We start from the raw sequence: 20,824 nt of genomic DNA on the forward strand, positions 1-20,824 counted from the left end.
GCCCACCCGGGTCGGGCGCCGCGGTCGGCGGATCGGTCGAGGCGTGTAGGGCCCCTCGGTCCGGGCAGACGGTCGTCGGCAGCCCAGGGCCCTTGGCTGCGGTTGCCGCCGTTTGGAGTCGGCCGACTGCGCCGACGTCGCGTGTGTGTATGCAGCCGAACGGTCCGCCCCCTGATGCGGGTGGACCGCTGTTGGATCCGGAGGACCAATGACCAAGTCCAACCCCGTGCAGAAGCTGGTGGACACCGTGGCTGACGCCGTGTCCGACAGGAAGGACCGCGGACGGCCGGAGGTGCCGGGGGCGCCCGGTGCGGAGCCGGTTCCGGTGGCGGAGCCCACCGAGCCGCGCGCGCCGTTGCCGCCCAAGCCCGACCAGGGCGCACCCACCGTCGTGTCGGCGACGGGCCGCGGTGGCGGGGCGGCGGACGTGCGGTCGCAGAGCGGTGGCTACCTGACCACGGCTCAAGGCACCCGCGTGTCGGACAGCGACCATTCGTTGAAGGCCGGCCCGCGCGGTCCGGTCCTCCTCCAGGACCACCACCTGCGCGAGAAGATCACGCACTTCGACCACGAGCGGATCCCCGAGCGGGTGGTGCACGCCCGCGGCGCCGCCGCGCACGGCGTGTTCCGCGGCTACGGCACGGCCGGGGCGGTCACCAAGGCCGCTTTCCTGGCCGAGGGCGTCGAGACGCCCGTGTTCGTGCGCTTCTCCACCGTGCTGGGCTCGCGCGGCTCGGCGGACACCGTGCGCGACACCCGCGGTTTCGCCACGAAGTTCTACACCGGGGAGGGCGTCTTCGACCTGGTCGGGAACAACATCCCGGTGTTCTTCATCCAGGACGCGATCAAGTTCCCCGACGTGGTGCACGCCGCGAAGCCCCACCCGGACCGGGAGATCCCGCAGGCGCAGAGCGCGCACGACACGTTCTGGGATTTCGTGTCGCTGCACACGGAGGCGACCCACCACACGCTGTGGAACATGTCCGACCGCGGCATCCCCCGTTCGTACCGGATGATGGAGGGTTTCGGCGTCCACACCTTCCGCCTGGTGAACGCGGAGGGCGCGAGCACGCTGGTGAAGTTCCACTGGAAGCCGAAGCTGGGCGTGCACTCCCTGGTGTGGGAGGAGGCGCAGCTGATCGGCGGCATGGACCCGGACTTCCACCGGCGTGACCTCTACGACGCGATCGAGGCCGGCGCGTTCCCGCAGTGGGAGCTCGGTATCCAGACCTTCCCGGACACCCCGGAGCAGACGTTCGAAGGGATCGACCTGCTCGATCCGACGAAGATCGTGCCCGAGGAGCTGGCCCCCGTCCGGCCGATCGGGCTGATGACGCTCACCGCCAACCCGACCAATTTCTTCGCCGAGGTGGAGCAGGTGGCCTTCCACCCCGGGCACCTCGTTCCCGGTATCGACATCACCGACGACCCGCTGCTGAGCGGCCGCCTGTTCTCCTACCTCGACACCCAGATCACGCGTCTGGGCGGCCCGAACTTCGCGCAGATCCCGATCAACCGCACCCACGCGCCGGTCAACGACATGCTGCGCGACGGGTTCCACCAGGACGCGGTCCACAGCGGGGTCGCCCCCTACAAGCCGAACTCGCTGGACGGCGGCTGCCCGTTCTTCGCCGGCGCCGGCGAGCACGCGTTCGTGGAGTACCCCACCCCGGTCGCCGCGGCGGCCAAGGTGCGCGAGGCCCCCGCGTCGTTCGCGGACCACTTCAGCCAGCCGCGTCAGTTCTGGCTCAGCCTCACCGCGGTCGAGCAGCAGCACGTCATCGCCGCGTACACCTTCGAGCTGTCCAAGGTGTACGAAGTGGCGATCAGGGAGCGGACGCTGGGCGTGCTCGCCAACATCGACCCCACCCTGTGCGCGGAGGTGGCCGCGGGGCTCGGCCTGCCGGCTCCCGAGCCGACCGCCCCGGCACCGGACCTGCGGCCCAGCCCCGCCCTCTCGCAGCTCGGCGCGTCCTGGCCGGCCGACGGCCGCGTGGTCGGCATCGTCACCGACTCCACCGGCGACACGGGCGTCGTACGGGCGGCCCGGGATGCGGTGCGCGGCGCCGGGATGACGCCCCTGATCATCGCGCCCACCGCCGCGCCCCTGGCCGACGACCTCCCGGTCCAGCGCACGTTCGCCGCCGCCCGCTCGGTGGAGTTCGACGCGCTCTACGTCCTCGGCGCGCCGGCGCCGGGGGCCGACGACCACGGCGCACGGGACGCCAAGTCCAACGGGTCGTCGCCGGTCGACTCCCGGGTGGCGCTGCTCGTCAACGAGGCCTACCGCCATGCCAAGCCGGTCGGCGGCCACCCCGCCGCCCGTGCCGTGTGGGCGGCTGCGGGCGTCGACCCCCAGGCTCCCGGCGTCCTGACGAGCGAGGATCTGGACGAGGTGCTGGCCGGCCTCGTCGGCTTCCTGGGTGCCCACCGCGTGTGGGACCGCTTCCCGGTTCCCGGTGCCCGGCCGTAGGAGTCCGGTCGGGTCTCACCGGTGCGCCCGGCCCGGGCCCCGGCGGCCGGGCGTCACTCCTTCGGAGCCTCCGGCTCCTCGACGAAGTCGACCTTCTTGAACTGCCGGTTCATCGACTTGACCAGGAACCACGTGGCCACGCCGAGAGCGGCGAAGACGACGAAGCCGAGGAGGCCGGGGGTGACCTTGGCGTCGTCGACGGCGAGGTCAGCGGCGAGGTGGACGAGGTTCACGGGGGCACTCATATCTCTATGGTGGCCCGGCTCACGGGGAGCCGGGCCATCGGGGGGTGGTTCAGTCGCGCGTGTCTGCGGCCTCGGCCGCCAGGGTGGGGGTGCGCAGGCCGGCGAACAGGTCGTCCTCCGGCAGGTCCACGTCGACCAGGGTACGGGCGAGCTCGTAGTCCTCGGTGGGCCACACCTCGCGCTGGACCTCCAGCGGGACGCGGAACCACGGGCCGTCCGGGTCGATCTGGGTGGCGTGGGCGATCAGCGCGCGGTCCCGGGTCTCGAACCAGTCGTCGCAGCGGACCCGGGTGGTGATCTCGCGCTCCTTGCGGCCGCTCTTCTCCCAGCCCTCGATCCACTCGCCGTACGGCGAGTCGTGGCCGTGTTCGGTGAGGTACTGGTGCAGCGCCCGGATGCGGCCCATGGGGAAGCCGTGGTTGTAGTACAGCTTGAGCGGCTGCCAGGGCTCACCGGCCTCGGGGTAGGCGTCCGGATCGCCCGCGGCGTCGAAGGCCAGCATGGTGATCTTGTGGGTCATGATGTGGTCCGGGTGCGGGTAGCCGCCGTTCTCGTCGTAGGTCGTGACGACCTGCGGCTTGAACTCGCGGATCAGCCGGACCAGCGGCTCGGCCGCTTCCTTCACGTCCTGCAGGGCGAAGCAGCCCTCCGGGAGCGGGGGCAGCGGGTCGCCCTCGGGCAGGCCGGAGTCCACGAAGCCCAGCCAGGCCTGCTTGACGCCGAGGATCGCCCGCGCCTCGTCCATCTCCTTGCGCCGGACCTCGTGGATGTTCTCCTCGATGTACGGATCCCCCTGGAGCTTGGGGTTGAGGACCGACCCGCGCTCGCCCCCCGTGCAGGTGGCCACCAGCACGTCCACACCCTGTTCGACGTACCTGGCCATGGTGGCCGCGCCCTTGCTGGACTCGTCGTCCGGGTGGGCGTGCACCGCCATCAGTCGCAACTGCTCAGTCAACGCCTTGCGTTCCTTCCACATCCTCGGGCGTTCCGCGAAGTCCGGGTCTGCCCACCGTACGAACCGCTCACTTCGGGACCGCGTCGCCGCGGGGCCGGCCCGCGGATGTCGCCGACACGGCCGAGCCCTGCCCCCGCCGGACCGGCCGCGGGCGTGCCCCTCCTATAGTGACGGACTGGAGGAGCGCCGCATTCCCCCGTTCCACCCCGCGCGGCCCCTCCCCAGGGAAGGACGAGTCCGATGACTGCAGAGACCACCGCCGCCACGCTGCCCGAGGGGCGCTACGGCAGGAGCGGGGACCGCGACTCGGACCGCCGCCTGAAGGTGGTCGGAGCGGTCTGCGGCGTGCTGGGCCTGGGCGTGGTCGCCTGGCTGGGCGGTTCCTACCTGCTGCGCGAGACGAAGATCAACGGCTCGGTGCCGACCTTCCAGGTGCTCTCCGACTCCGAGGTCCGCCTGCACCTCACGGTGAGCAAGAGCGACGGGCAGGCCGGCACCTGTACGGTCCGCTCGCAGGGCGACGACCACGCGGTGGTCGGGGTGGCCGACTTCCCCGTCCCGGCGGCCGGCTCCAGCTACGACGCGGTGGTCACCCTGCGCACGACGTCCCGCGGCACCACGGCCGAACTGCTGGGCTGCACGCCGGCCCGGTAGGCCGCATATTCGCTCCGGCGAGCGGGCATCCGTAGAAGGTCCCCGTTTCGTCCTGGACACCGAGGCGCAACACCCCCGTCGATGTCGCGTCGGCGCCTCTCCCGCTTGTCGGCAGGAGTTGTTAGGCTCGTGGTTTCGCCCCTTCCGCACCGGATGGTACGGGAGCGGGCGTTGCTTTGTAGTTGAGACCGATATCACCACCAACCCTGCTGACGACTCACACCCTCAGCACAGCCCCAGCACCTACGAGGAGCACCCGTGACCCAGACCAGTGAAAACGTGACCTGGCTCACTCAGGCCGGTTACGACCAGCTCAAGGCCGAGCTGGACCATCTGACCGGGCCCTGGCGCATCGAGATCGCCCAGAAGATCGAGGCGGCGCGCGAGGAGGGGGACCTCAAGGAGAACGCCGGCTACCACGCGGCGAAGGAGGAGCAGGGCAAGTACGAGCTGCGCATCCGCCAGCTGACCCAGCTGCTGGAGCGCGCCAAGGTCGGCGAGGCGCCGGCCGACTCCGGCGTGGTGGCCCCGGGCATGGTCGTCACGGTCGCGTTCGACGGCGACGAGGACGACCTCATGGAGTTCCTGCTCGCCTCCCGCGAGGTCGCGGGCGCCGACGACCTGGACGTCTACTCCCCGCAGTCGCCGCTGGGCCGCGCGATCGACGGCAAGCAGATCGGCGACGAGGCCACCTACGACCTGCCGAACGGCAAGCCGGCCATGGTGAAGATCGTCAAGGTCGTGCCGCACGCCGGCTGATCCGGCCCCCACTGCCCGAGGGCGGCCGCGGAGTCCCTGGGACTCCGCGGCCGCCCTCCCGCGTTCACCCCGCAGCGGAAGCGGCACCCGGCTCAGGCCCCGCCCGGGCAGCGCTTCGGCTCAGGCGCCGGCCCGGCCCGGGCAGCGCTTCGGCCCGGGCAGCAGCTTCGGCTCAGGCCGTGGACGAGCGGTACTTGCGCACCGCGAGCCACGAGAACACCGCCGTGATGACGACCGACCAGAGCACCGAGACCAGCGCCGCGTGCTGCATCGGCCAGGCTTCGTCCACCGGCCCGACCTGGTTGCCGAACAGCACCCGGCAGGCCTGCACGGTGGCGCTGAACGGGTTCCAGTACGCGATCCCCTGCAGCCAGCCCGGCATCGAGCTGACCGGCACGAAGGCGTTGGACACGAAGGTCAGCGGGAACAGCCAGATCAGCCCGGCCGAGGTGGCCGCCTCGGGGCTGCGCACCGACAGTCCGATCAGCGCGCCGATCCAGGAGAAGGCGTAGCCGAGCAGGAGCAGCAGGCCGAAGGCGCCGAGCGCGTTGAGCACCCCGTCGTGGATCCGCCAGCCGACCAGCAGTGCGACCAGGCCCAGCACGACCACGATGAACGCGGTCTGCACGAGGTCCGCCAGGGTGCGGCCGACCAGCACCGCCGAGCGGGCCATCGGCAGCGAGCGGAAGCGGTCCACCAGGCCCTTGGTCATGTCCTCCGCGATGCCCGCCGAGGCCCCGGCGGTGGCGAAGGTGACGGTCTGGGCGAAGATGCCGGCCATCAGGTACTGGATGTACGTGTGGGAGCCGGAGCCCGTCCCGGGGATCTGGATCGCCCCGCCCATGACGTACGAGAACAGCAGCACGAACATGACCGGCTGCATCAGGCCGAAGACGACGATCTCCGGGATGCGGGTCATCCGGCGCAGGTTGCGCTTGGCGACCACCCAGGAGTCGTGCAGGGTGGCGGACAGCCCCCGGCGCTGCCGGGGCACCGCCGCGCCGATGGCGTGCTCGGTGGCGCTGCTCATCTCAGCGCTCCTTCCCGGCCGCGACGGCCTGCTGGTCGGGGCCCTGGCCGTCGGAGTCCTCCGCGCCGCCGGGCTTTCCCTTGCCCTCGGCGCCGCTCCGGCCGCCCCGGCCGCGCCCCTTGGGGCCGTCCTCGCCGCCTTCGCCCTCCTGCTCGGCGACGTGGCCGGTGAGGGTGAGGAAGACGTCGTCCAGGGTGGGCCGGCGCAGCCCGATGTCGTCGATCTCGATCCCGCGGGCGTCGAGTTCGCGGATGGCGTCGGCGAGCACCCGGGCGCCGCCGCTGATCGGCAGGGTGATCCGGCGGGTGTTCTTCTCCACCGAGGGCTCGCTCAGCGCGTAGCCGGACAGCGCGGCGACCGCGTCGGCGACCAGGCCGGGCTCGTGCACCACGACCTCGATCCGCTCGCCGCCGATCTGCGCCTTGAGCTGGTCGGCGGTGCCGCGGGCGATCACCCGGCCGTGGTCGACCACCGCGATGTCGTGGGCGAGCCGGTCGGCCTCCTCCAGGTACTGGGTGGTGAGCAGCAGGGTGGTGCCCTGCTCGACCAGGGTCTCGATGACCTCCCAGAGCGCGAGCCGGTTGCGCGGGTCGAGGCCGGTGGTCGGCTCGTCCAGGAACATCACGGGCGGGCGGACGACCAGTGCGGCGGCGAGGTCCAGGCGGCGGCGCATGCCGCCGGAGTAGGTCTTGGCGGTGCGGTCCTTGGCCTCGGTGAGGTTGAACCACTCCAGCAGTTCGAGCGCGCGGGCCTTCGCGGCGCGGGTGCGCATCTGGTAGAGCTCGCCGACCATGGTCAGGTTCTCGAAGCCGGTCAGGTACTCGTCGACGGCCGCGTACTGGCCGGACAGGCCGATCAGGCTGCGGACCCGCTCGGGGTGCTTGAGCACATCGACGCCGGCGACCACGGCACGGCCGGAATCGGGGCGGAGCAGGGTGGTGAGGACCCGTACGGTGGTGGTCTTCCCGGCGCCGTTCGGGCCGAGCAGCCCGAGCACCGTGCCCTCGGGGACGTCGAGGCTGACGCCGTCCAGGGCTCGTACGTCGCCGAAGGTCTTCACCAGGTTCTCGGCTTGGATGGCTGGCGCCATGGCCTGCCTCATCTCCTCGGACGTATGGAGCGATCTGTCCCACTCTGCCCCGTTCTCGGGCACCCGGGCGACTCGGTTCTCGACCCGCGGGACTCACACGCGATGTATCGCGAGTTTTCCAGCACGCGTTATATCGCGTCAAGGGAGATCGCTCCGCCATCCTGTCAGGGGGGACTGACACCACCCGTCGCGGCGGACGGCTAGCGGGAGACGACGTACCCCGCGTCCCGCAGCTCGGCGACCACCGCCGAGCAGTGCTCCGGCCCCTTGGTCTCCAGGTGCAGGTCCACCTCGACCTCGGTCAGCCCCAGCTGCGGGTCGGTCCGCACGTGCGCCACGTCCAGGACGTTGGCGTCGAGTCCGGTCAGCTCGCCCAGCAGGTCCGCCAGCGAGCCCGGCTTGTCCGCCAGCCGCACCCGCAGCGACAGGTAGCGCCCGGCCGCGGCCAGCCCGTGCCGCAGCACCCGCTGCATCAGCTGGGGGTCGATGTTCCCGCCGGAGAGCACCGCCACCACCGGGCCCTCGAAGGAGTCCGGCTGCTCCAGCAGCGCCGCGATCGGGGCCGCCCCGGCGGGCTCGACCACGAGCTTCAGCCGCTCCAGGCCGAGCAGCAGCGCCCGCGACAGCGAGTCCTCGGAGACCGTGCGGATGCCGTCCGCCAGCGTGTTGACCACCTCGAAGGGGATGTCCCCCGGGCGCCCGACCATGATCCCGTCGGCCATCGTGGCGAAGCGCTCCAGCGACACCGGCCGCCCGGCCGCCAACGACGGCGGGTACGCGGCGGCACCGGCCGCCTGCACCCCGACCACCCGCACGTCCGGCCGCAGCGGCTTCACCGCCGCCGCGATCCCGGCGAGCAGTCCGCCGCCGCCCACGCCGACCAGGATGGTCCGCGCCTCGGGGCACTGCTCCAGGATCTCCAGCCCGACGGTCGCCTGGCCGGTGACCACGTCCCAGTGGTCGAAGGGGTGGATGAACACCGCCCCGGTCGCCTCCGAGAAGCGCTGCGCGGCCTGCAGCGCCTCGTCCACGGTCGCGCCGTGCAGCCGCACGTCGGCGCCGTACTCACGGGTGGCCGCGATCTTCGGCAGCGGCGCCGCGACCGGCATGAACACCGTCGAGCGCACCCCCAGCAGCGAGGCCGCCAGCGCCACGCCCTGGGCGTGGTTCCCGGCGCTCGCCGCCACCACGCCGCCGGCCCGCTGCACCGGTGAGAGTCCCGCGATCCGCACGTACGCCCCGCGCAGCTTGAACGAGCCGGTGCGCTGCAGGTTCTCGCACTTCAGGTGGACCGGCGCGCCGATCAGTCCGGACAGGTGCCGGCTGCCCTCCATCGGGGTCACCCGGGCGATCCCGGCGAGCATCTTCTGGGCGCCGCGGACGTCGTCGAGGGTGATCGGCCAGGTGTGCATGCCGCCAAGGGTAGAGGCCCCGGCCCGGGCAACCGGGGACGCCGGGCCTGTTCCCGGGCCCGCCGAGCCCGCGTACGCTGCTGCTTCTGAGCCTCCCTCACCGCACGACGATCGTGAGCCGCGATGACGACGACCTCGCCCCAGGCCACCGACCGCACCGACCCCGTGCACACCCGACTCCAGTACCAGCTCGCGGTGTTGGCGCGCCGCATGGAACAGGTCCGAGCCTCCGGCGGTGGGGTCGGCACGCTGGACCGGGCCGCCTACCTGCTGCTCGACCGGCTGGAGCGGCACGGGCCCGCCAACGTCAAGGCGCTGGCCGAGTCCCTGGGGGTGGACTCCTCCACGGTGACCCGCCAGGTCGCTCCGCTGGTCGCGGCCGGGCTGGTCGGCCGGGTGCAGGACCCGGCCGACCGCCGCGCCGTCCGGCTCGCGCTGACCTCGCGCGGCGCCGGCCGGCTCGACGAAGTCCGCGACGGGCGGGCCGAGTTGACCCGCCGCCTGGTGGCCGACTGGCCGCCGGAGGAGCAGCACGCGTTCTGCGCCCTGCTGACCCGCTTCAACCACGCGATGGAGTCGTACACGGCGGACCAGCAGGGACAGCCGGGTCAGCCGGGTCAGCCGGGTCAGCCGGGTCAGCCGGGTCAGCCGGACCGGCGGTAACGCCGGGAGCCTCAGCCGAGCGCCTGCTTGAGGTCGGCCAGCAGGTCGTCGATCGACTCGATGCCGACGGAGACGCGCACCAGGTCGGCGGGCACCTCCAGCGGGGAGCCCGCCGCCGAGGCGTGGGTCATCCGGCCCGGGTGCTCGATCAGCGACTCGACGCCGCCCAGCGACTCGCCGAGGGTGAAGAGCTGCGTGCGGTTGCAGACCTCGACGGCCGCTTCCTCGCCGCCCGCGACCCGGAAGGAGACCATGCCGCCGAACGCCTTCATCTGCTTGGCGGCGATGTCGTGGCCGGCGTGCTCGGGCAGGCCGGGGTAGAGCACCTGGCTGACCTTGGGGTGGCTCGCCAGCAGCTCGGCGACCTTCTCCGCGTTGGCGCTGTGCCGGTCCATCCGGACGCCCAGCGTCTTGATGCCGCGCAGGACCAGCCAGGCGTCGAACGGGCCGGAGACGGCGCCCATCGCGTTCTGGTGGTACGCGACCTCCTCGCCGAGGGCCGCGTCGGCCAGCACCAGCGCACCGCCGACGACGTCCGAGTGGCCGCCCATGTACTTGGTGGTGGAGTGCACGACCGCGTCCGCGCCGAGCGCGATCGGCTGCTGCAGGTACGGGCTGGCGAAGGTGTTGTCGACCACCAGCAGCGCGCCGGCGTCGTGCGCGATCCCGGCGAGCGCGGCCAGGTCGGTGATGCCCAGCAGCGGGTTGGACGGGGTCTCCACCCACACCGCGCGGGTGTTGGGGCGCAGCGCCTCGCGGACGGTGGCGAGGTCCTGGGTGTTGGCCACGGAGAACTCGACGCCCCAGCGGGTCAGCACCTTGGCGAACAGCCGGAAGGTGCCGCCGTAGGCGTCGTTGGGGATCACGATGTGGTCGCCCGGCTTGAGGATGGTCCGCAGCAGGGTGTCCTCGGCGGCGAGGCCGGAGGCGAAGGCGAGGCCGCGGGCGCCGCCCTCCAGCGCCGCGAGGCACTCCTCCAGCGCGGTGCGGGTCGGGTTGGCGCTACGGCTGTACTCGTAGCCGCCCCGCAGGCCGCCCACCCCGTCCTGCTTGTAGGTGGACACCTGGTAGATCGGCGTGACGACGGCCCCGGTCTGGGGGTCTGCTTCCTGACCCGCGTGGATGGCGAGGGTCTCGAAGCCCTGGGGAAGCTGGTGCTCGGTCATGGCTCCGAGCCTAATGGCCGTACGTCGGCGCGCTCGCCGGAACGGGTAACGGCGGCCGGGAACGGCCGCCGCCGGAATCCGCGGGCGCCCCCGCGCGTTGAATCCGTGGCAACCCTCCCTACCCGCAGGAGCAGGCCGTGCTGTTCAACCGCCACAAGACCTCGCTCGTCCCCGCCGACCAGGCGCTGCCCGGCCGGGCGGCCCCGGCCTTCGAGCTGCGCGAGCCGCACACCGTGCTCGGCCACCCACTGCTCGGCCCCTACCCGGAGGGCCTCGAAGTGGCCGACTTCGGGCTGGGCTGCTTCTGGGGTGCCGAGCGGACGTTCTGGCGCCTGCCCGGCGTCTGGACGACGCTGGTCGGCTACCAGGGCGGCTACACGCCCAACCCGACGTACGAGGAGGTGTGCAGCGGGCTGACCGGGCACACCGAGGCGGTCCGGGTGGTGTACGACCCGGCGGTGGTCTCCTACGAGCGGCTGCTGAAGACCTTCTGGGAGGCGCACGACCCGACGCAGGGCAACCGCCAGGGCAACGACGTGGGCACCCAGTACCGTTCGGCCGTCTACACCCACTCCCCCGCCCAGGCGGAGGCCGCGGCGGCCTCCCGGGACGCCTTCCAGCCCGCGCTGACCGCGCTCGGTTACGGCCCGATCACCACCGAGATCGCCCCGGCCGGCCCGTTCCACCCGGCCGAGCCTTACCACCAGCAGTACCTGTCGGAGGCCAAGAACCCCAACGGGTACTGCGGTCTCGGCGGCACCGGCGCCTCCTGCCCGATCGGCGTCGCCCGCACCCGGCGCTGAGCGCGGATCCGGCGGGCGCCGCCGGCTCCGGGGCGCGGCCACCCCACGTGACCGCGCCCCGAACCGGGCGCAGACTGGAAGGACCAGCAGGGGCGGCCCGGCCGCCTGTCGGCGTCCGGGCCGTTCCTCGTGGAGAGGAGTGCGCCATGTCCGGTCTGGTCCGCAAGAGCTTCGACGCCCCCGAGGAAGTCCGCCCGTTCGAGCAGGACAAGGGCGAGCTGCGCCTGGTCAACCTGGACGCCGGCCCGGTCGGCAGGGCGGTGTTCGAGCCGGGGTGGCGATGGTCCGAGCACGTGAAGCCGATCGCCGGGACCGACAGCTGTCAGGCGCCCCACCTGGGGTACGTGATCTCCGGCCGCATGAAGATCGTCATGGACGACGGCCAGCAGGACGAGTTCGGCCCCGGCGACTTCATGCTCTGCCCGCCCGGGCACGACGCCTGGGTGGTGGGCGACGAGCGGTGCGTGATCGTCGACTGGCAGGGCTTCGCGGACTACGCGAAGCGCTGACCGGTCCGGCGGTCAGACGGCGCTGCCGGCCTTCCAGTCGGCCCAGCTCAGGTTCCAGCCGTTGAGGCCGTTGTCCGGGGCGACCGTCTTGTCACCGGAGTTCACGACCTCGACCACGTCGCCGACCATCGAGGACTTGTAGAACTTGTAGCCGTCGGTGCCGGTGTCCTGCGCGCCCTTGGCGTCCTGCAGGCCGACGCAGCCGTGGCTGGTGTTCTGGCCGCCGAAGATCGACGACGGGGACCAGTAGTTGCCGTGGATGAAGGTGCCCGAGGTGGTGAGGCGCTGGGCGTGCGGCACGTCGGCGATGTCGTACTCGCTGCCGAGGTTGACGGTCTGCGAGTTCATCCGGGTCTGGGTGTACTGCTCGGAGATCACCATCTTGCCGCCCCAGGTGGTGTGTTCGGGCGAGCCGCCGGAGATCTTGTAGACCGCGCTGACCTGGCCGTCGGTGGTGACGGTGAGCTTCTTGGTGGCCAGGTCGGCGACGCTGGTCTGGGCCCGGCCGATGGTGAAGCGGACGTCCTTGGACTGCGTGCCGTACACGCCCTTGGCGCCCTCGACGTCCTTGAGCCGGAGCTTGAGCGTGACCACGGTGCCCTTGGCCCAGTACTCCTGCGGCCGGAAGTCGAGGCGGGTGCTGGAGAACCAGTGCCCGACGATCTCGACGCCCGGCTCCGCCGTCACGGTGATCGCCTGCTGGACGGCCTTGCGGTCGGTGACCGGCTTGCTGAAGTTGATCGAGACGGGCATGCCGACGCCGACCGTCGAGCCGTCCTCGGGGGTGAAGTAGCCGACGAAGGTGTTGGCCGGGGTCGCCGTGGTGAAGACGGCGTTGGAGTCCGCCTCCAGCTTGTCCTTGTCGAAGGCGGTGGCGGCGACGGCGTACTTGGTACCGCTGGCCGGTGCGGCGGCCGACGTCCAGCTGGTGTTGTCGGCGGAGAGCTGGCCGGCCAGTTCCTTGCCGGCGGAGTCGGTGACCTTGACGCTGCTCAGCGTGCCGTTGGTGACGGTGACCTTGACCGGTTCGCTGAAGCTGGCGGCGGAGGCCCCGTCCGCGGGGGTGACGGTGATGACGGCGGCCGAGGTCTTCGGGGCGGTGGTGCCGCCGCCGGAGCCGCCCGGGGTGCCGTTCGCGCTGCCGCCGGACCCGCTGCCGCCGCTGCCGCCGGTGCCGCTGTTGTCGTTGCAGGCCGCCAGCAGGAGCACGGGTGCCCCGATCAGTCCTGCGAGGACACCACGTCGGCTCCAGCTGCCCCCCGCCACTCGCCCCTGACCGTCCCGTGCCGTCACGTCGCGTCTCCCTGCTGATCATCCCGGGCATTTACGGATACAGAAACGCAATCCGCCCGTTCACGGTTCCACCACCGAAGGGTAAGCGATCGTATGAGATGACCCAACTTCCCACTGAACATGGACAAAACGCCCGGCCTGCCAGGAGCAGACCGGGCGTTCACGAGCCGTCACGGCACACGGCCGTCACTCGGCGGCGTCCACCGTGTACTCGTCCCACTCCTCGCTCTCCGGGTCGAACTCGGTCCGCGCCGACTCCCAGGTCGCCGAGGCGAGATCCACCCCGGGGACCTCGCCGAGCAGGGCGACGGGGTCGATGAAGTGGGCGAGCGAACCCGACGGGTCCACCTCGATGGCCTCGACGGACTGGGCGCGCTCCTCGTCGTCGAGGTACTCGTCCTCGGCCACCGCCTGCAGGGCCGCCGCCTTGAGCGCGCCCTCGTCGGTGATCTCCGCGATGAGCTCGATCTTGACCCGGACGTAGCGGGGGGCGTCCTGGTCGGTCGTTTCAGTGCTGGTCATGCGTGCGAGCGTACGGGAAGCACGGGCCGCCCGGCGGACGCACCGGTGGGGCCGGCCCCCCGAAGAGGGCCGGCCCCACCGTTTCCCCGCTCGGGCTCCCCCACCCGGGAGCCACGGGGACGCGCCGTACGGCGCAGTGCGGCCGCGGGAGCCGCCGCACCCTGTGACCGGCCGGAGCCGGACAGGGGCGGGACGACGGCGCCTCCCGCGGAGGGAGGACACAGCGGCCGGGTCAGGGCCGCCCGATGTGTCCGAGCCGACCGCGGTCGCCCGGGGAGCCGCTCCCGGACGGTTGCCGTCGCCTCGTTCGGCGTCCTGCCGTTGACCACAACCATGCCGGAGCCGTGTTAACCCCGTGATGCGGGCAGGTGACGCCGGTGTACCACTTCGCCCGTGCGCGAACCCTGCGGATCCGCCCGCGGGGCCCCCGAGGTGACCGTGCGTCAGTGCGCGCTGCGGCCGGTCAGGTAGCCCAGCAGGTCCTGGCGGGTGACGATGCCCTGCGGCTTGCCCTCGACCAGCACGACGGCCGCGTCCGCCTTCTCCAGCACGGTCATCAGGTTGGTGACGGTCTCGCCCGAGCCGACCACCGGCAGCGGCTTGGACATCACCTTGTCCAGGGTGTCGCTCAGCTCGATCTCCTTGGCGAAGATGCCCTCCAGCAGCAGCTTCTCCACCACCGAGCCGATCACCTCGCCGGCCATGATGTCCGGGTGCCCGGCCCCGGGCGAGACCACCGGCATCTGCGAGACGCCGTACTCGCGCAGCACCCGGACCGCCTCGGCGACCGTCTCGTTCGGGTGCATGTGGACGAACTGCGGGACGCCGCCCTGCTCGATGGACTCCTTGCGGGCCAGCACCTCGCCGATGTGCGCCTCGTCGGTGGACGACGGCAGGAAGCCGTAGTCGGCCATCCAGTCGTCGTTGAAGATCTTCGACAGGTAGCCGCGGCCGCCGTCCGGCAGCAGCACCACGACGACGTCGTCCGGGCCGAGCCCGCGGGCGACCTCCAGCGCGGCCACCACGGCCATGCCGCAGGAGCCGCCGACCAGCAGGCCCTCCTCCTTGGCCAGGCGGCGGGTCATCTGGAACGAGTCCTTGTCGGAGACGGCGACGATGCCGTCCGCGACGGCGCGGTCGTAGGCGGTCGGCCAGAAGTCCTCACCGACGCCCTCGACCAGGTACGGCCGGCCGGTGCCGCCGGAGTAGACCGAGCCCTCCGGGTCGGCGCCGATCACCTTGACCTTGCCGCCCGAGACCTCCTTCAGGTAGTTGCCGGTGCCGGAGATGGTGCCGCCGGTGCCGACGCCCGCCACGAAGTGGGTGATCTTCCCGTCGGTCTGCTCCCACAGCTCCGGACCGGTGGAGTGGTAGTGCGAGGCCGGGTTGTCCGGGTTCGAGTACTGGTCCGGCTTCCAGGCGTTCGGGGTCTCCCGGACCAGGCGGTCGGAGACGTTGTAGTAGGAGTCCGGGTGCTCGGGGGCGACGGCGGTCGGGCAGACGACCACCTCGGCGCCGTACGCGCGAAGAGTGTTGATCTTGTCGGTCGAGACCTTGTCCGGGCAGACGAAGATGCACTTGTAGCCCTTCTGCTGGGCCACGATCGCCAGGCCGACACCGGTGTTGCCGGAGGTCGGCTCGACGATGGTGCCGCCCGGCTTGAGGGCGCCCGAGGCCTCGGCGGCCTCGATCATGCGCATCGCGATGCGGTCCTTCACCGAGCCGCCGGGGTTGAAGTACTCGACCTTCGCCAGCACGGTCGCGCTGATGCCCTCGGTGACCTTGTTCAGCTTGACCAGCGGCGTGTTGCCGACCAGGTCGATGATCGAGTTGTGGTACCGCACGGGGGTCCTCCCGGTCTTTGGGCATGCGAGTGCATTCGGTACTGCAAAGCCTAGGCCGTGGCACGCGCACCAGCGCTCCCTCCTCTCCACCTCCCCCCACCGGCCCTCCCCCGTACTCCCGCCCGGCCCCCGCGGCCTCCCCCAATGGCCCACCCCCGCCGGTACTCGCGCCCCCGGCGCGGGTAGGAGGGGAGTACGCCCCCGGGAGGGGCGGCAGGAGGACGTGAAGGGGGTGCCGGATGCCAGGCGCACAGGACTCGCGGGCCCGGGTGGCCCGGCGGATCGCGACCGCGGCGGCGTACGGCGGCGGCGGGCTCGGACTGCTCGGCGTCGGCGTGGTCGGCCTGCTGCTGACCGAGAGCAAGCTCGCCATCCAGGCCATCGGCGCGCTGGAGACCGTCCCGCCCAGGGCGGACGGCGTGTACGGCGAGGACTTCGCGGACGTCGCGGCCGCCCCGCAGCCGCCGCTGGTGCTGGCCGTCCTCGGGGACTCCACCGGGGCCGGCCTCGGGGTGGCGCGGGCCCGGGAGACCCCGGGCGCCCTGCTCGCCGCCGGTCTGGCCTCGGTGGCCGAGCGCCCCGTCCGGCTGGTCAACGTGGCCCGCTCCGGCGGCCGCTCGGCCGACCTCTCCGGCCAGCTGGAGCAGGCGCTGCCGTACCACCCGGACGTCGCCGTGATCATGATCGGCGCCAACGACGTGACCCGGCACAGCCCGGCCCAGCTGGCCGTCCGCCAGCTCGGCGAGGCCGTCGCCGCACTGCGCGCGAACGGCTGCCACGTGATCGTCGGCACCTGTCCGGACCTCGGCACGATCAAGCCGGTGCGGCCGCCGCTGCGCTGGGTGGCCCGGCGGCTGAGCCGGCAGCTGGCCGCCGCGCAGACCATCGCGGTGGTCGAGGCGGGCGGCCGGACGGTCTCGCTGGGCTCGCTGCTGGGCCCGGAGTTCGCCGCGCGCCCGGAGATGTTCGCCGCCGACCGCTACCACCCCTCCGCCCAGGGCTACGCGACGGCCGCGATGGCCGTGCTGCCCTCGGTCTGCGCCGCGCTCGGCCTCTGGCCCGAGGAGGAGCGCCCGAGCGCGCCGCTCCCGGGCGACGCGGTGCTGCCGGTCGCGGTGGCCGCCGCCGCGGCGGCCGGGCGGGCGGGCACCGAGGTGGCGGCCGTCGAGGCGGAGGGTGCGGGCCACCGCTGGGCCCTGCTGCGCCGGCGCCTGCGGGTCGGGCTGCCCGGCTCGGGCCCGGTGGGAGGGCTCCACCCCGAGCCGCCTCCGGACGCCCCCGGAGCGCCCGGGAATACGTCGGCCAGCTCACACGCTGCTGCGGGTGACGCCTGACCTACCAGGCGGTAACTTTCCTCCCGGACGCCAGGTCCGCCGCCGCCACCCAGCGAGGAGCCCGCCATGCCCGAAGCCGTCATCGTCAGCGCCGCCCGTTCGCCGATCGGCCGGGCCTTCAAGGGCTCGCTCAAGGACGTCCGCCCGGACGACCTGACCGCCCACATCATCCAGGCCGCGCTGGCCAAGGTGCCGCAGCTGGACCCGCGCGAGATCGACGACCTGATGCTGGGCTGCGGCCTGCCCGGCGGCGAGCAGGGCCACAACCTGGCCCGCATCGTGGCCGTCCAGATGGGCATGGACTACCTCCCCGGCGCCACCATCACCCGCTACTGCTCCTCGTCGCTGCAGACCACGCGGATGGCACTGCACGCGATCAAGGCGGGCGAGGGCGACGTCTTCCTCTCGGCCGGCGTGGAGACCGTCTCGCGCAGCGTGAACGGCACCTCGGACGGCATGCCGGGCACCATGAACCCGCTCTTCGACGAGGCGCAGGCCCGCACCGCCAAGCGGGCCGAGCAGGGCGGCGGCGAGTGGCACGACCCGCGCGAGGACGGCCTGCTGCCGGACGCCTACATCGCGATGGGCCAGACCGCCGAGAACCTGGCCGCGCTCAAGGGCATCACCCGCGCCGAGCAGGACGAGTTCGGCGTCCGCTCCCAGAACCTCGCCGAAGCCGCCATCGAGGCCGGCTTCTGGCAGCGCGAGATCACCCCGGTCACGCTCCCCGACGGCACCGTGGTCAGCGCGGACGACGGCCCGCGCGCCGGCGTCACCGTGGAGGGCGTCTCGGGCCTGAAGCCGGTGTTCCGCCCCGACGGCACCGTGACCGCGGGTAACTGCTGCCCGCTGAACGACGGCGCGGCCGCGCTGGTCATCATGTCCGACACCAAGGCCCGCGAGCTCGGCATCACCCCGCTCGCCCGGGTCGTCTCCACCGGTGTCAGCGCGCTCTCCCCCGAGATCATGGGCTACGGCCCGGTCGAGGCCTCCAGGCAGGCGCTCAAGCGGGCCGGCCTGACCATCGACGACATCGACCTGGTCGAGATCAACGAGGCCTTCGCCGCCCAGGTGATCCCCTCCTACCGCGACCTCGGCGTCGACCTGGACAAGCTGAACGTCAACGGCGGCGCCATCGCGGTCGGCCACCCCTTCGGCATGACCGGCGCGCGGATCACCACCACGCTGATCAACTCCCTGCAGTGGCACGACAAGCAGTTCGGCCTGGAGACCATGTGCGTCGGCGGCGGGCAGGGCATGGCGATGGTCATCGAGCGCCTCAGCTGACCTCCCCGCCACCCTCCGAAGGGTCTGGACCACCCATTTGGAGTGACAGTGCGTAATTGAGGGCCGGATCACACCGCGAGGTCGATCCGGCTCTCTTTTCGCTCATTTCCGGCCCGGAAATCGACACTGCGGAGCGGATCAACTCCTCTGCGTATAACGGTGTTACCTAACAATTTGGGGACAAGAGCGAAAGTCACGGACGAATTGGACATTCGCCACTGCGGTAACTCCCCCGCATGCGGCAGTGTGGAGACGTAACCCCGTTCCGCTCCTCGCTAGGAGTACGTTCCGTGAGCGCCGTCTACACCATCCTGCTGCTGGTCCTGATCACCATGTCGACCGCCGTCCTGCTGCGCCTGCGCGGGCTCTCCCGCCGGCTGGACGCCCGGGCCGCGGCCCCGGCCGTGCCCGCGCCGGTCGACGAGGCCGCGATACGCCGGGCCGTCACCGAGGCCCTCGCCGCCGACCGCGAGCGGGAGATCACCGAGGCCCGGGCGTTCTGGGCCGAGCAGGAGGCCCGCGCCGCCGAGGACGCGCCGCTGTTCGACTCCCCGTTCCTCGGCGCCTTCTCCGGCGCCGAGGAATGGCCCCTCTTCTTCCCCCGCCCCACCGGCCCGCAGGACGCCGCCGACAACGCCGGGACGATGGACCCGGAGTTCGGCGAGGCGCTGCGCTCCGCGCTGGAGGACCTGATCGGCGAGGACGGCACCGGCCCGGCCGAGCCCGGCACCGACGGCGGCGCACCGCTGCGCCCCGGCCACCCCGTGGGCGAGACCACGAAGGACGCCAGGGCCCGCCGCGAGGCCGACCTGCTGGCCACCGGCCTGGAGGCCGGGCTGCTGGACCCCGACCCGGTCGCCGAGGAGGTCCCGGTCGCCGCGCCCGACCCGCGCCGCCACCCCTCGCACCCGGACTTCGTGCCGAGCCAGGCGCCGTCCCGCGAGTGGACCGACACCCGGCTGGCCGCCCTCGCCGAAGAGGCCGTCGCACTGATCGACGTCCGCCCCGGCCCGCTGGGCACCCTGGACGTGTACGGCTTCGCCGACGGCACCACCCTCTGCGTGGCCCCGGGCGACCGGGAGGCCGCCTACCGGCTGATCGACGCGGTCCGTGCCGGCGAACACGTCCGACTGCTCGGCGGCTCGCGCTTCTCCGGTTCGTACTCGCTGACCTTCTCCACCGACGACGAGGCCGTCTACGTGCTCGCGGACCGTGTCGTCGCCAGCATCTGACGCCGGACCACGAACAGCACCGCACCAGCAGCACCGCACCGCACCGCACCGCACCAGCAGCACCGCACAGCGCGCCGAAGGCCGGCCGGGTCAAGGGGTTACCGACCCGGCCGGCCTTCGGCGCGTCCGGCCGCGGCAGCCGTCAGGCGCAGAGCGCCGCCGTCTCCCGCACCGCCGCCACCGCCGCTGCCAGCACCTCGCCGGCCGCGGCCGGCCCGTCCGGCAGCGCCGCGAGCGCGGCAGCCAGGTCGTGCCCGGCGACGGCCAGTTGGTCCCCCACCGCGAAGGCCCCGGCGTCCGGGAACTCCCGCGCCGGCCCGCCCTCCGCCACCAGCGCCAGCGCGGCCAACCGCCGGGCCAGTTCCAGCGCGGCGGCCGCCCGCGACTCGTGTCCGGGCACGGCGCCCAGCAGCTTGCTCTGCGGCAGGGAGCGGAACCGGTCCGCCAGGGAGTCGACGGCTTCGACCAGGGGCTCTACGTCATGCATGGCAGCGAGCCTAGGCGAAAAGCCGCCGGGCCCCGGAGCGAGTCGCTCCGGGGCCCGGCGGCAGTGGTTCACGGCGGGGTGCGTCAGTCGTCGCCGCGCAGGATCGCGATCAGCCGCAGCATCTCGACGTAGATCCAGACCAGCGACAGGGTGAGCCCGAAGGCGGCCCGCCACGACTCGCGCTGCGGCGCGCCCTGGGCGATGGCCTCCTCGATCGCCGCGAAGTCCAGCGACAGGAAGAACGCACCCAGACCGATGCCGACCAGGCCGACCACGACGCCCAGCGGGCCGGAGCGCAGCCCCATGTCGGCGCCGAACGCCATCGCGACCAGGTTGACCAGCATCAGCAGCACGAAGCCCATCGCGATCGCGATGCCGATCCTCGTGTAGCGCGGGGTGACCCGGATCCGGCCGCTCTTGTAGGCGAACAGCATCGCCCCGAAGACCGCCGCCGTGCCCAGCACCGCCTGGATCACGATGCCGTTCAGCACCGTGTTGAAGACGTGCGACACGGCGCCGATCGCGAAGCCCTGGAGAGCCGCGTACGCCAGGATCAGCGGCGGGCTGACACTGCGCTTGAAGGCGATGACCAGGTAGACGACGAAGGCGACCACCGAGGCCGCGGCCGCGTACCCGTAGTTCTCGAACGGCAGCGCGAACCAGGCCACGGCCCCGGCCGCGACGAGGGTCAGCAGCGTCATGGCGGTGCGGGCGACCACGTCGTCGAGCGTCATCCGCCCGGTGGCCGCCGGGCCGGCCGTCGGGCCGTTGTACATCAGGTACAGCTGGTCGTCGGTCAGCGAGCCCTGGCCCTGCGGCTGCTGGGCGTACGGGGTGCCGGCGTAGGGGTTGGCGCCGGGCGGGCCCCCGGCCTGCGCGGTGCTGCCGAAACCCGCGTAGCCGGAGTCGCGGGAGAAGGACCCCTCCCGCGAGAAGACCGGGTTGCTGCTTCTCATTGCTCATTCCCTCCGTGGCGGCACTGCACCGCCCCGCGTACAAGGGTAATGGCTTGGCAAAAATTCCGGGATACGCCGCGAGGAGGATCCGGTGAACGACGCCCGGCGGG

20 protein-coding genes are annotated in these 20,824 nt (G+C 72.4%); 9 read left to right on the plus strand and 11 right to left on the minus strand.

Annotated features, from left to right (window positions below; all coding sequences use genetic code 11):
* Positions 1-208 precede the first annotated feature (208 nt).
* Complete coding sequence (locus IF30_RS0113140; protein ID WP_030236611.1) at positions 209-2,473, plus strand: catalase; 2,265 nt, start codon at positions 209-211, stop codon at positions 2,471-2,473.
* Positions 2,474-2,526: 53 nt separating this feature from the next.
* On the opposite strand, the gene IF30_RS0113145 is transcribed toward IF30_RS0113140, so the two are convergent.
* Both IF30_RS0113145 and mca read right to left on the minus strand, forming a co-directional pair.
* Complete coding sequence (locus tag IF30_RS0113145; protein ID WP_030236613.1) at positions 2,527-2,718, minus strand: hypothetical protein; 192 nt, start codon at positions 2,716-2,718, stop codon at positions 2,527-2,529.
* Between the two features lie 49 nt (positions 2,719-2,767).
* On the minus strand, positions 2,768-3,673 hold the full coding sequence (gene mca / locus IF30_RS0113150) for a mycothiol conjugate amidase Mca (protein ID WP_051710225.1): 906 nt from the start codon (positions 3,671-3,673) through the stop codon (positions 2,768-2,770).
* Between the two features lie 240 nt (positions 3,674-3,913).
* On the opposite strand from mca, the gene IF30_RS0113155 reads away from it, so the two are divergent.
* Together IF30_RS0113155 and greA are read left to right on the plus strand one after the other, a co-directional pair.
* Positions 3,914-4,327: a DUF4307 domain-containing protein gene (locus IF30_RS0113155; protein WP_030236618.1), complete on the plus strand. Its 414-nt coding sequence runs from the start codon at positions 3,914-3,916 to the stop codon at positions 4,325-4,327.
* 258 nt (positions 4,328-4,585) lie between these two features.
* A complete protein-coding gene (greA, locus tag IF30_RS0113160; RefSeq protein ID WP_030055385.1) occupies positions 4,586-5,086 on the plus strand; it encodes a transcription elongation factor GreA in 501 nt (166 codons plus the stop codon).
* Between the two features lie 172 nt (positions 5,087-5,258).
* Here greA and IF30_RS0113165 read toward each other — a convergent pair whose 3' ends face one another.
* From IF30_RS0113165 to ilvA, 3 genes are all read right to left on the minus strand, one after another.
* Complete coding sequence (locus tag IF30_RS0113165) at positions 5,259-6,116, minus strand: ABC transporter permease (protein ID WP_030236623.1); 858 nt, start codon at positions 6,114-6,116, stop codon at positions 5,259-5,261.
* Between the two features lies 1 nt (position 6,117).
* A complete protein-coding gene (locus tag IF30_RS0113170; RefSeq protein WP_030236627.1) occupies positions 6,118-7,206 on the minus strand; it encodes a daunorubicin resistance protein DrrA family ABC transporter ATP-binding protein in 1,089 nt (362 codons plus the stop codon).
* A 200-nt stretch (positions 7,207-7,406) separates the two neighbouring features.
* Positions 7,407-8,618 carry a threonine ammonia-lyase gene (ilvA, locus tag IF30_RS0113175; protein ID WP_030236630.1) on the minus strand — a complete coding sequence of 404 codons (1,212 nt, stop codon included), beginning with the start codon at positions 8,616-8,618 and terminating at the stop codon, positions 7,407-7,409.
* A 123-nt stretch (positions 8,619-8,741) separates the two neighbouring features.
* On the opposite strand from ilvA, the gene IF30_RS0113180 reads away from it, so the two are divergent.
* Positions 8,742-9,281, plus strand: coding sequence for a MarR family winged helix-turn-helix transcriptional regulator (locus IF30_RS0113180; RefSeq protein WP_051710098.1), 540 nt, complete (start codon positions 8,742-8,744; stop codon positions 9,279-9,281).
* An 11-nt stretch (positions 9,282-9,292) separates the two neighbouring features.
* Here IF30_RS0113180 and IF30_RS0113185 read toward each other — a convergent pair whose 3' ends face one another.
* Positions 9,293-10,447, minus strand: coding sequence for a cystathionine gamma-synthase (locus IF30_RS0113185; protein WP_030236638.1), 1,155 nt, complete (start codon positions 10,445-10,447; stop codon positions 9,293-9,295).
* 137 nt (positions 10,448-10,584) lie between these two features.
* On the opposite strand from IF30_RS0113185, the gene msrA reads away from it, so the two are divergent.
* Both msrA and IF30_RS0113195 read left to right on the plus strand, forming a co-directional pair.
* A complete protein-coding gene (gene msrA, locus IF30_RS0113190) occupies positions 10,585-11,250 on the plus strand; it encodes a peptide-methionine (S)-S-oxide reductase MsrA (RefSeq protein ID WP_030236641.1) in 666 nt (221 codons plus the stop codon).
* A 146-nt stretch (positions 11,251-11,396) separates the two neighbouring features.
* The gene (locus IF30_RS0113195; protein ID WP_030236644.1) at positions 11,397-11,759 is read left to right on the plus strand and encodes a cupin domain-containing protein; all 363 of its coding nucleotides are present in this window, start codon (positions 11,397-11,399) and stop codon (positions 11,757-11,759) included.
* A gap of 12 nt (positions 11,760-11,771) precedes the next feature.
* On the opposite strand, the gene IF30_RS0113200 is transcribed toward IF30_RS0113195, so the two are convergent.
* From IF30_RS0113200 to IF30_RS0113210, 3 genes are all read right to left on the minus strand, one after another.
* Positions 11,772-13,052, minus strand: coding sequence for a L,D-transpeptidase (locus tag IF30_RS0113200; RefSeq protein ID WP_051710101.1), 1,281 nt, complete (start codon positions 13,050-13,052; stop codon positions 11,772-11,774).
* Positions 13,053-13,238: 186 nt separating this feature from the next.
* Complete coding sequence (locus IF30_RS0113205) at positions 13,239-13,574, minus strand: hypothetical protein (protein WP_030236649.1); 336 nt, start codon at positions 13,572-13,574, stop codon at positions 13,239-13,241.
* Positions 13,575-14,017: 443 nt separating this feature from the next.
* Positions 14,018-15,418: a cystathionine beta-synthase gene (locus tag IF30_RS0113210; RefSeq protein ID WP_030236653.1), complete on the minus strand. Its 1,401-nt coding sequence runs from the start codon at positions 15,416-15,418 to the stop codon at positions 14,018-14,020.
* Between the two features lie 239 nt (positions 15,419-15,657).
* Between IF30_RS0113210 and IF30_RS0113215 the strand changes: the two genes are divergently transcribed.
* From IF30_RS0113215 to IF30_RS0113225, 3 genes are all read left to right on the plus strand, one after another.
* A complete protein-coding gene (locus IF30_RS0113215; RefSeq protein ID WP_051710111.1) occupies positions 15,658-16,752 on the plus strand; it encodes an SGNH/GDSL hydrolase family protein in 1,095 nt (364 codons plus the stop codon).
* A 66-nt stretch (positions 16,753-16,818) separates the two neighbouring features.
* Positions 16,819-18,039, plus strand: a complete 1,221-nt coding sequence (locus tag IF30_RS0113220; protein ID WP_030236660.1) for an acetyl-CoA C-acetyltransferase — start codon at positions 16,819-16,821, stop codon at positions 18,037-18,039.
* A gap of 290 nt (positions 18,040-18,329) precedes the next feature.
* The gene (locus IF30_RS0113225; protein WP_051710114.1) at positions 18,330-19,271 is read left to right on the plus strand and encodes a hypothetical protein; all 942 of its coding nucleotides are present in this window, start codon (positions 18,330-18,332) and stop codon (positions 19,269-19,271) included.
* Positions 19,272-19,413: 142 nt separating this feature from the next.
* Here the strand turns inward: IF30_RS0113225 and IF30_RS0113230 are convergent, their stop codons facing one another.
* Both IF30_RS0113230 and IF30_RS0113235 read right to left on the minus strand, forming a co-directional pair.
* Positions 19,414-19,758, minus strand: a complete 345-nt coding sequence (locus IF30_RS0113230) for a hypothetical protein (protein WP_030236667.1) — start codon at positions 19,756-19,758, stop codon at positions 19,414-19,416.
* An 83-nt stretch (positions 19,759-19,841) separates the two neighbouring features.
* Positions 19,842-20,714 carry a Bax inhibitor-1/YccA family membrane protein gene (locus IF30_RS0113235; RefSeq protein WP_030236671.1) on the minus strand — a complete coding sequence of 291 codons (873 nt, stop codon included), beginning with the start codon at positions 20,712-20,714 and terminating at the stop codon, positions 19,842-19,844.
* Positions 20,715-20,824 lie beyond the last annotated feature (110 nt).

This window comes from Streptomyces sp. NRRL S-350, from assembly GCF_000719705.1.
Classification (GTDB): Bacteria; Actinomycetota; Actinomycetes; order Streptomycetales; family Streptomycetaceae; genus Kitasatospora.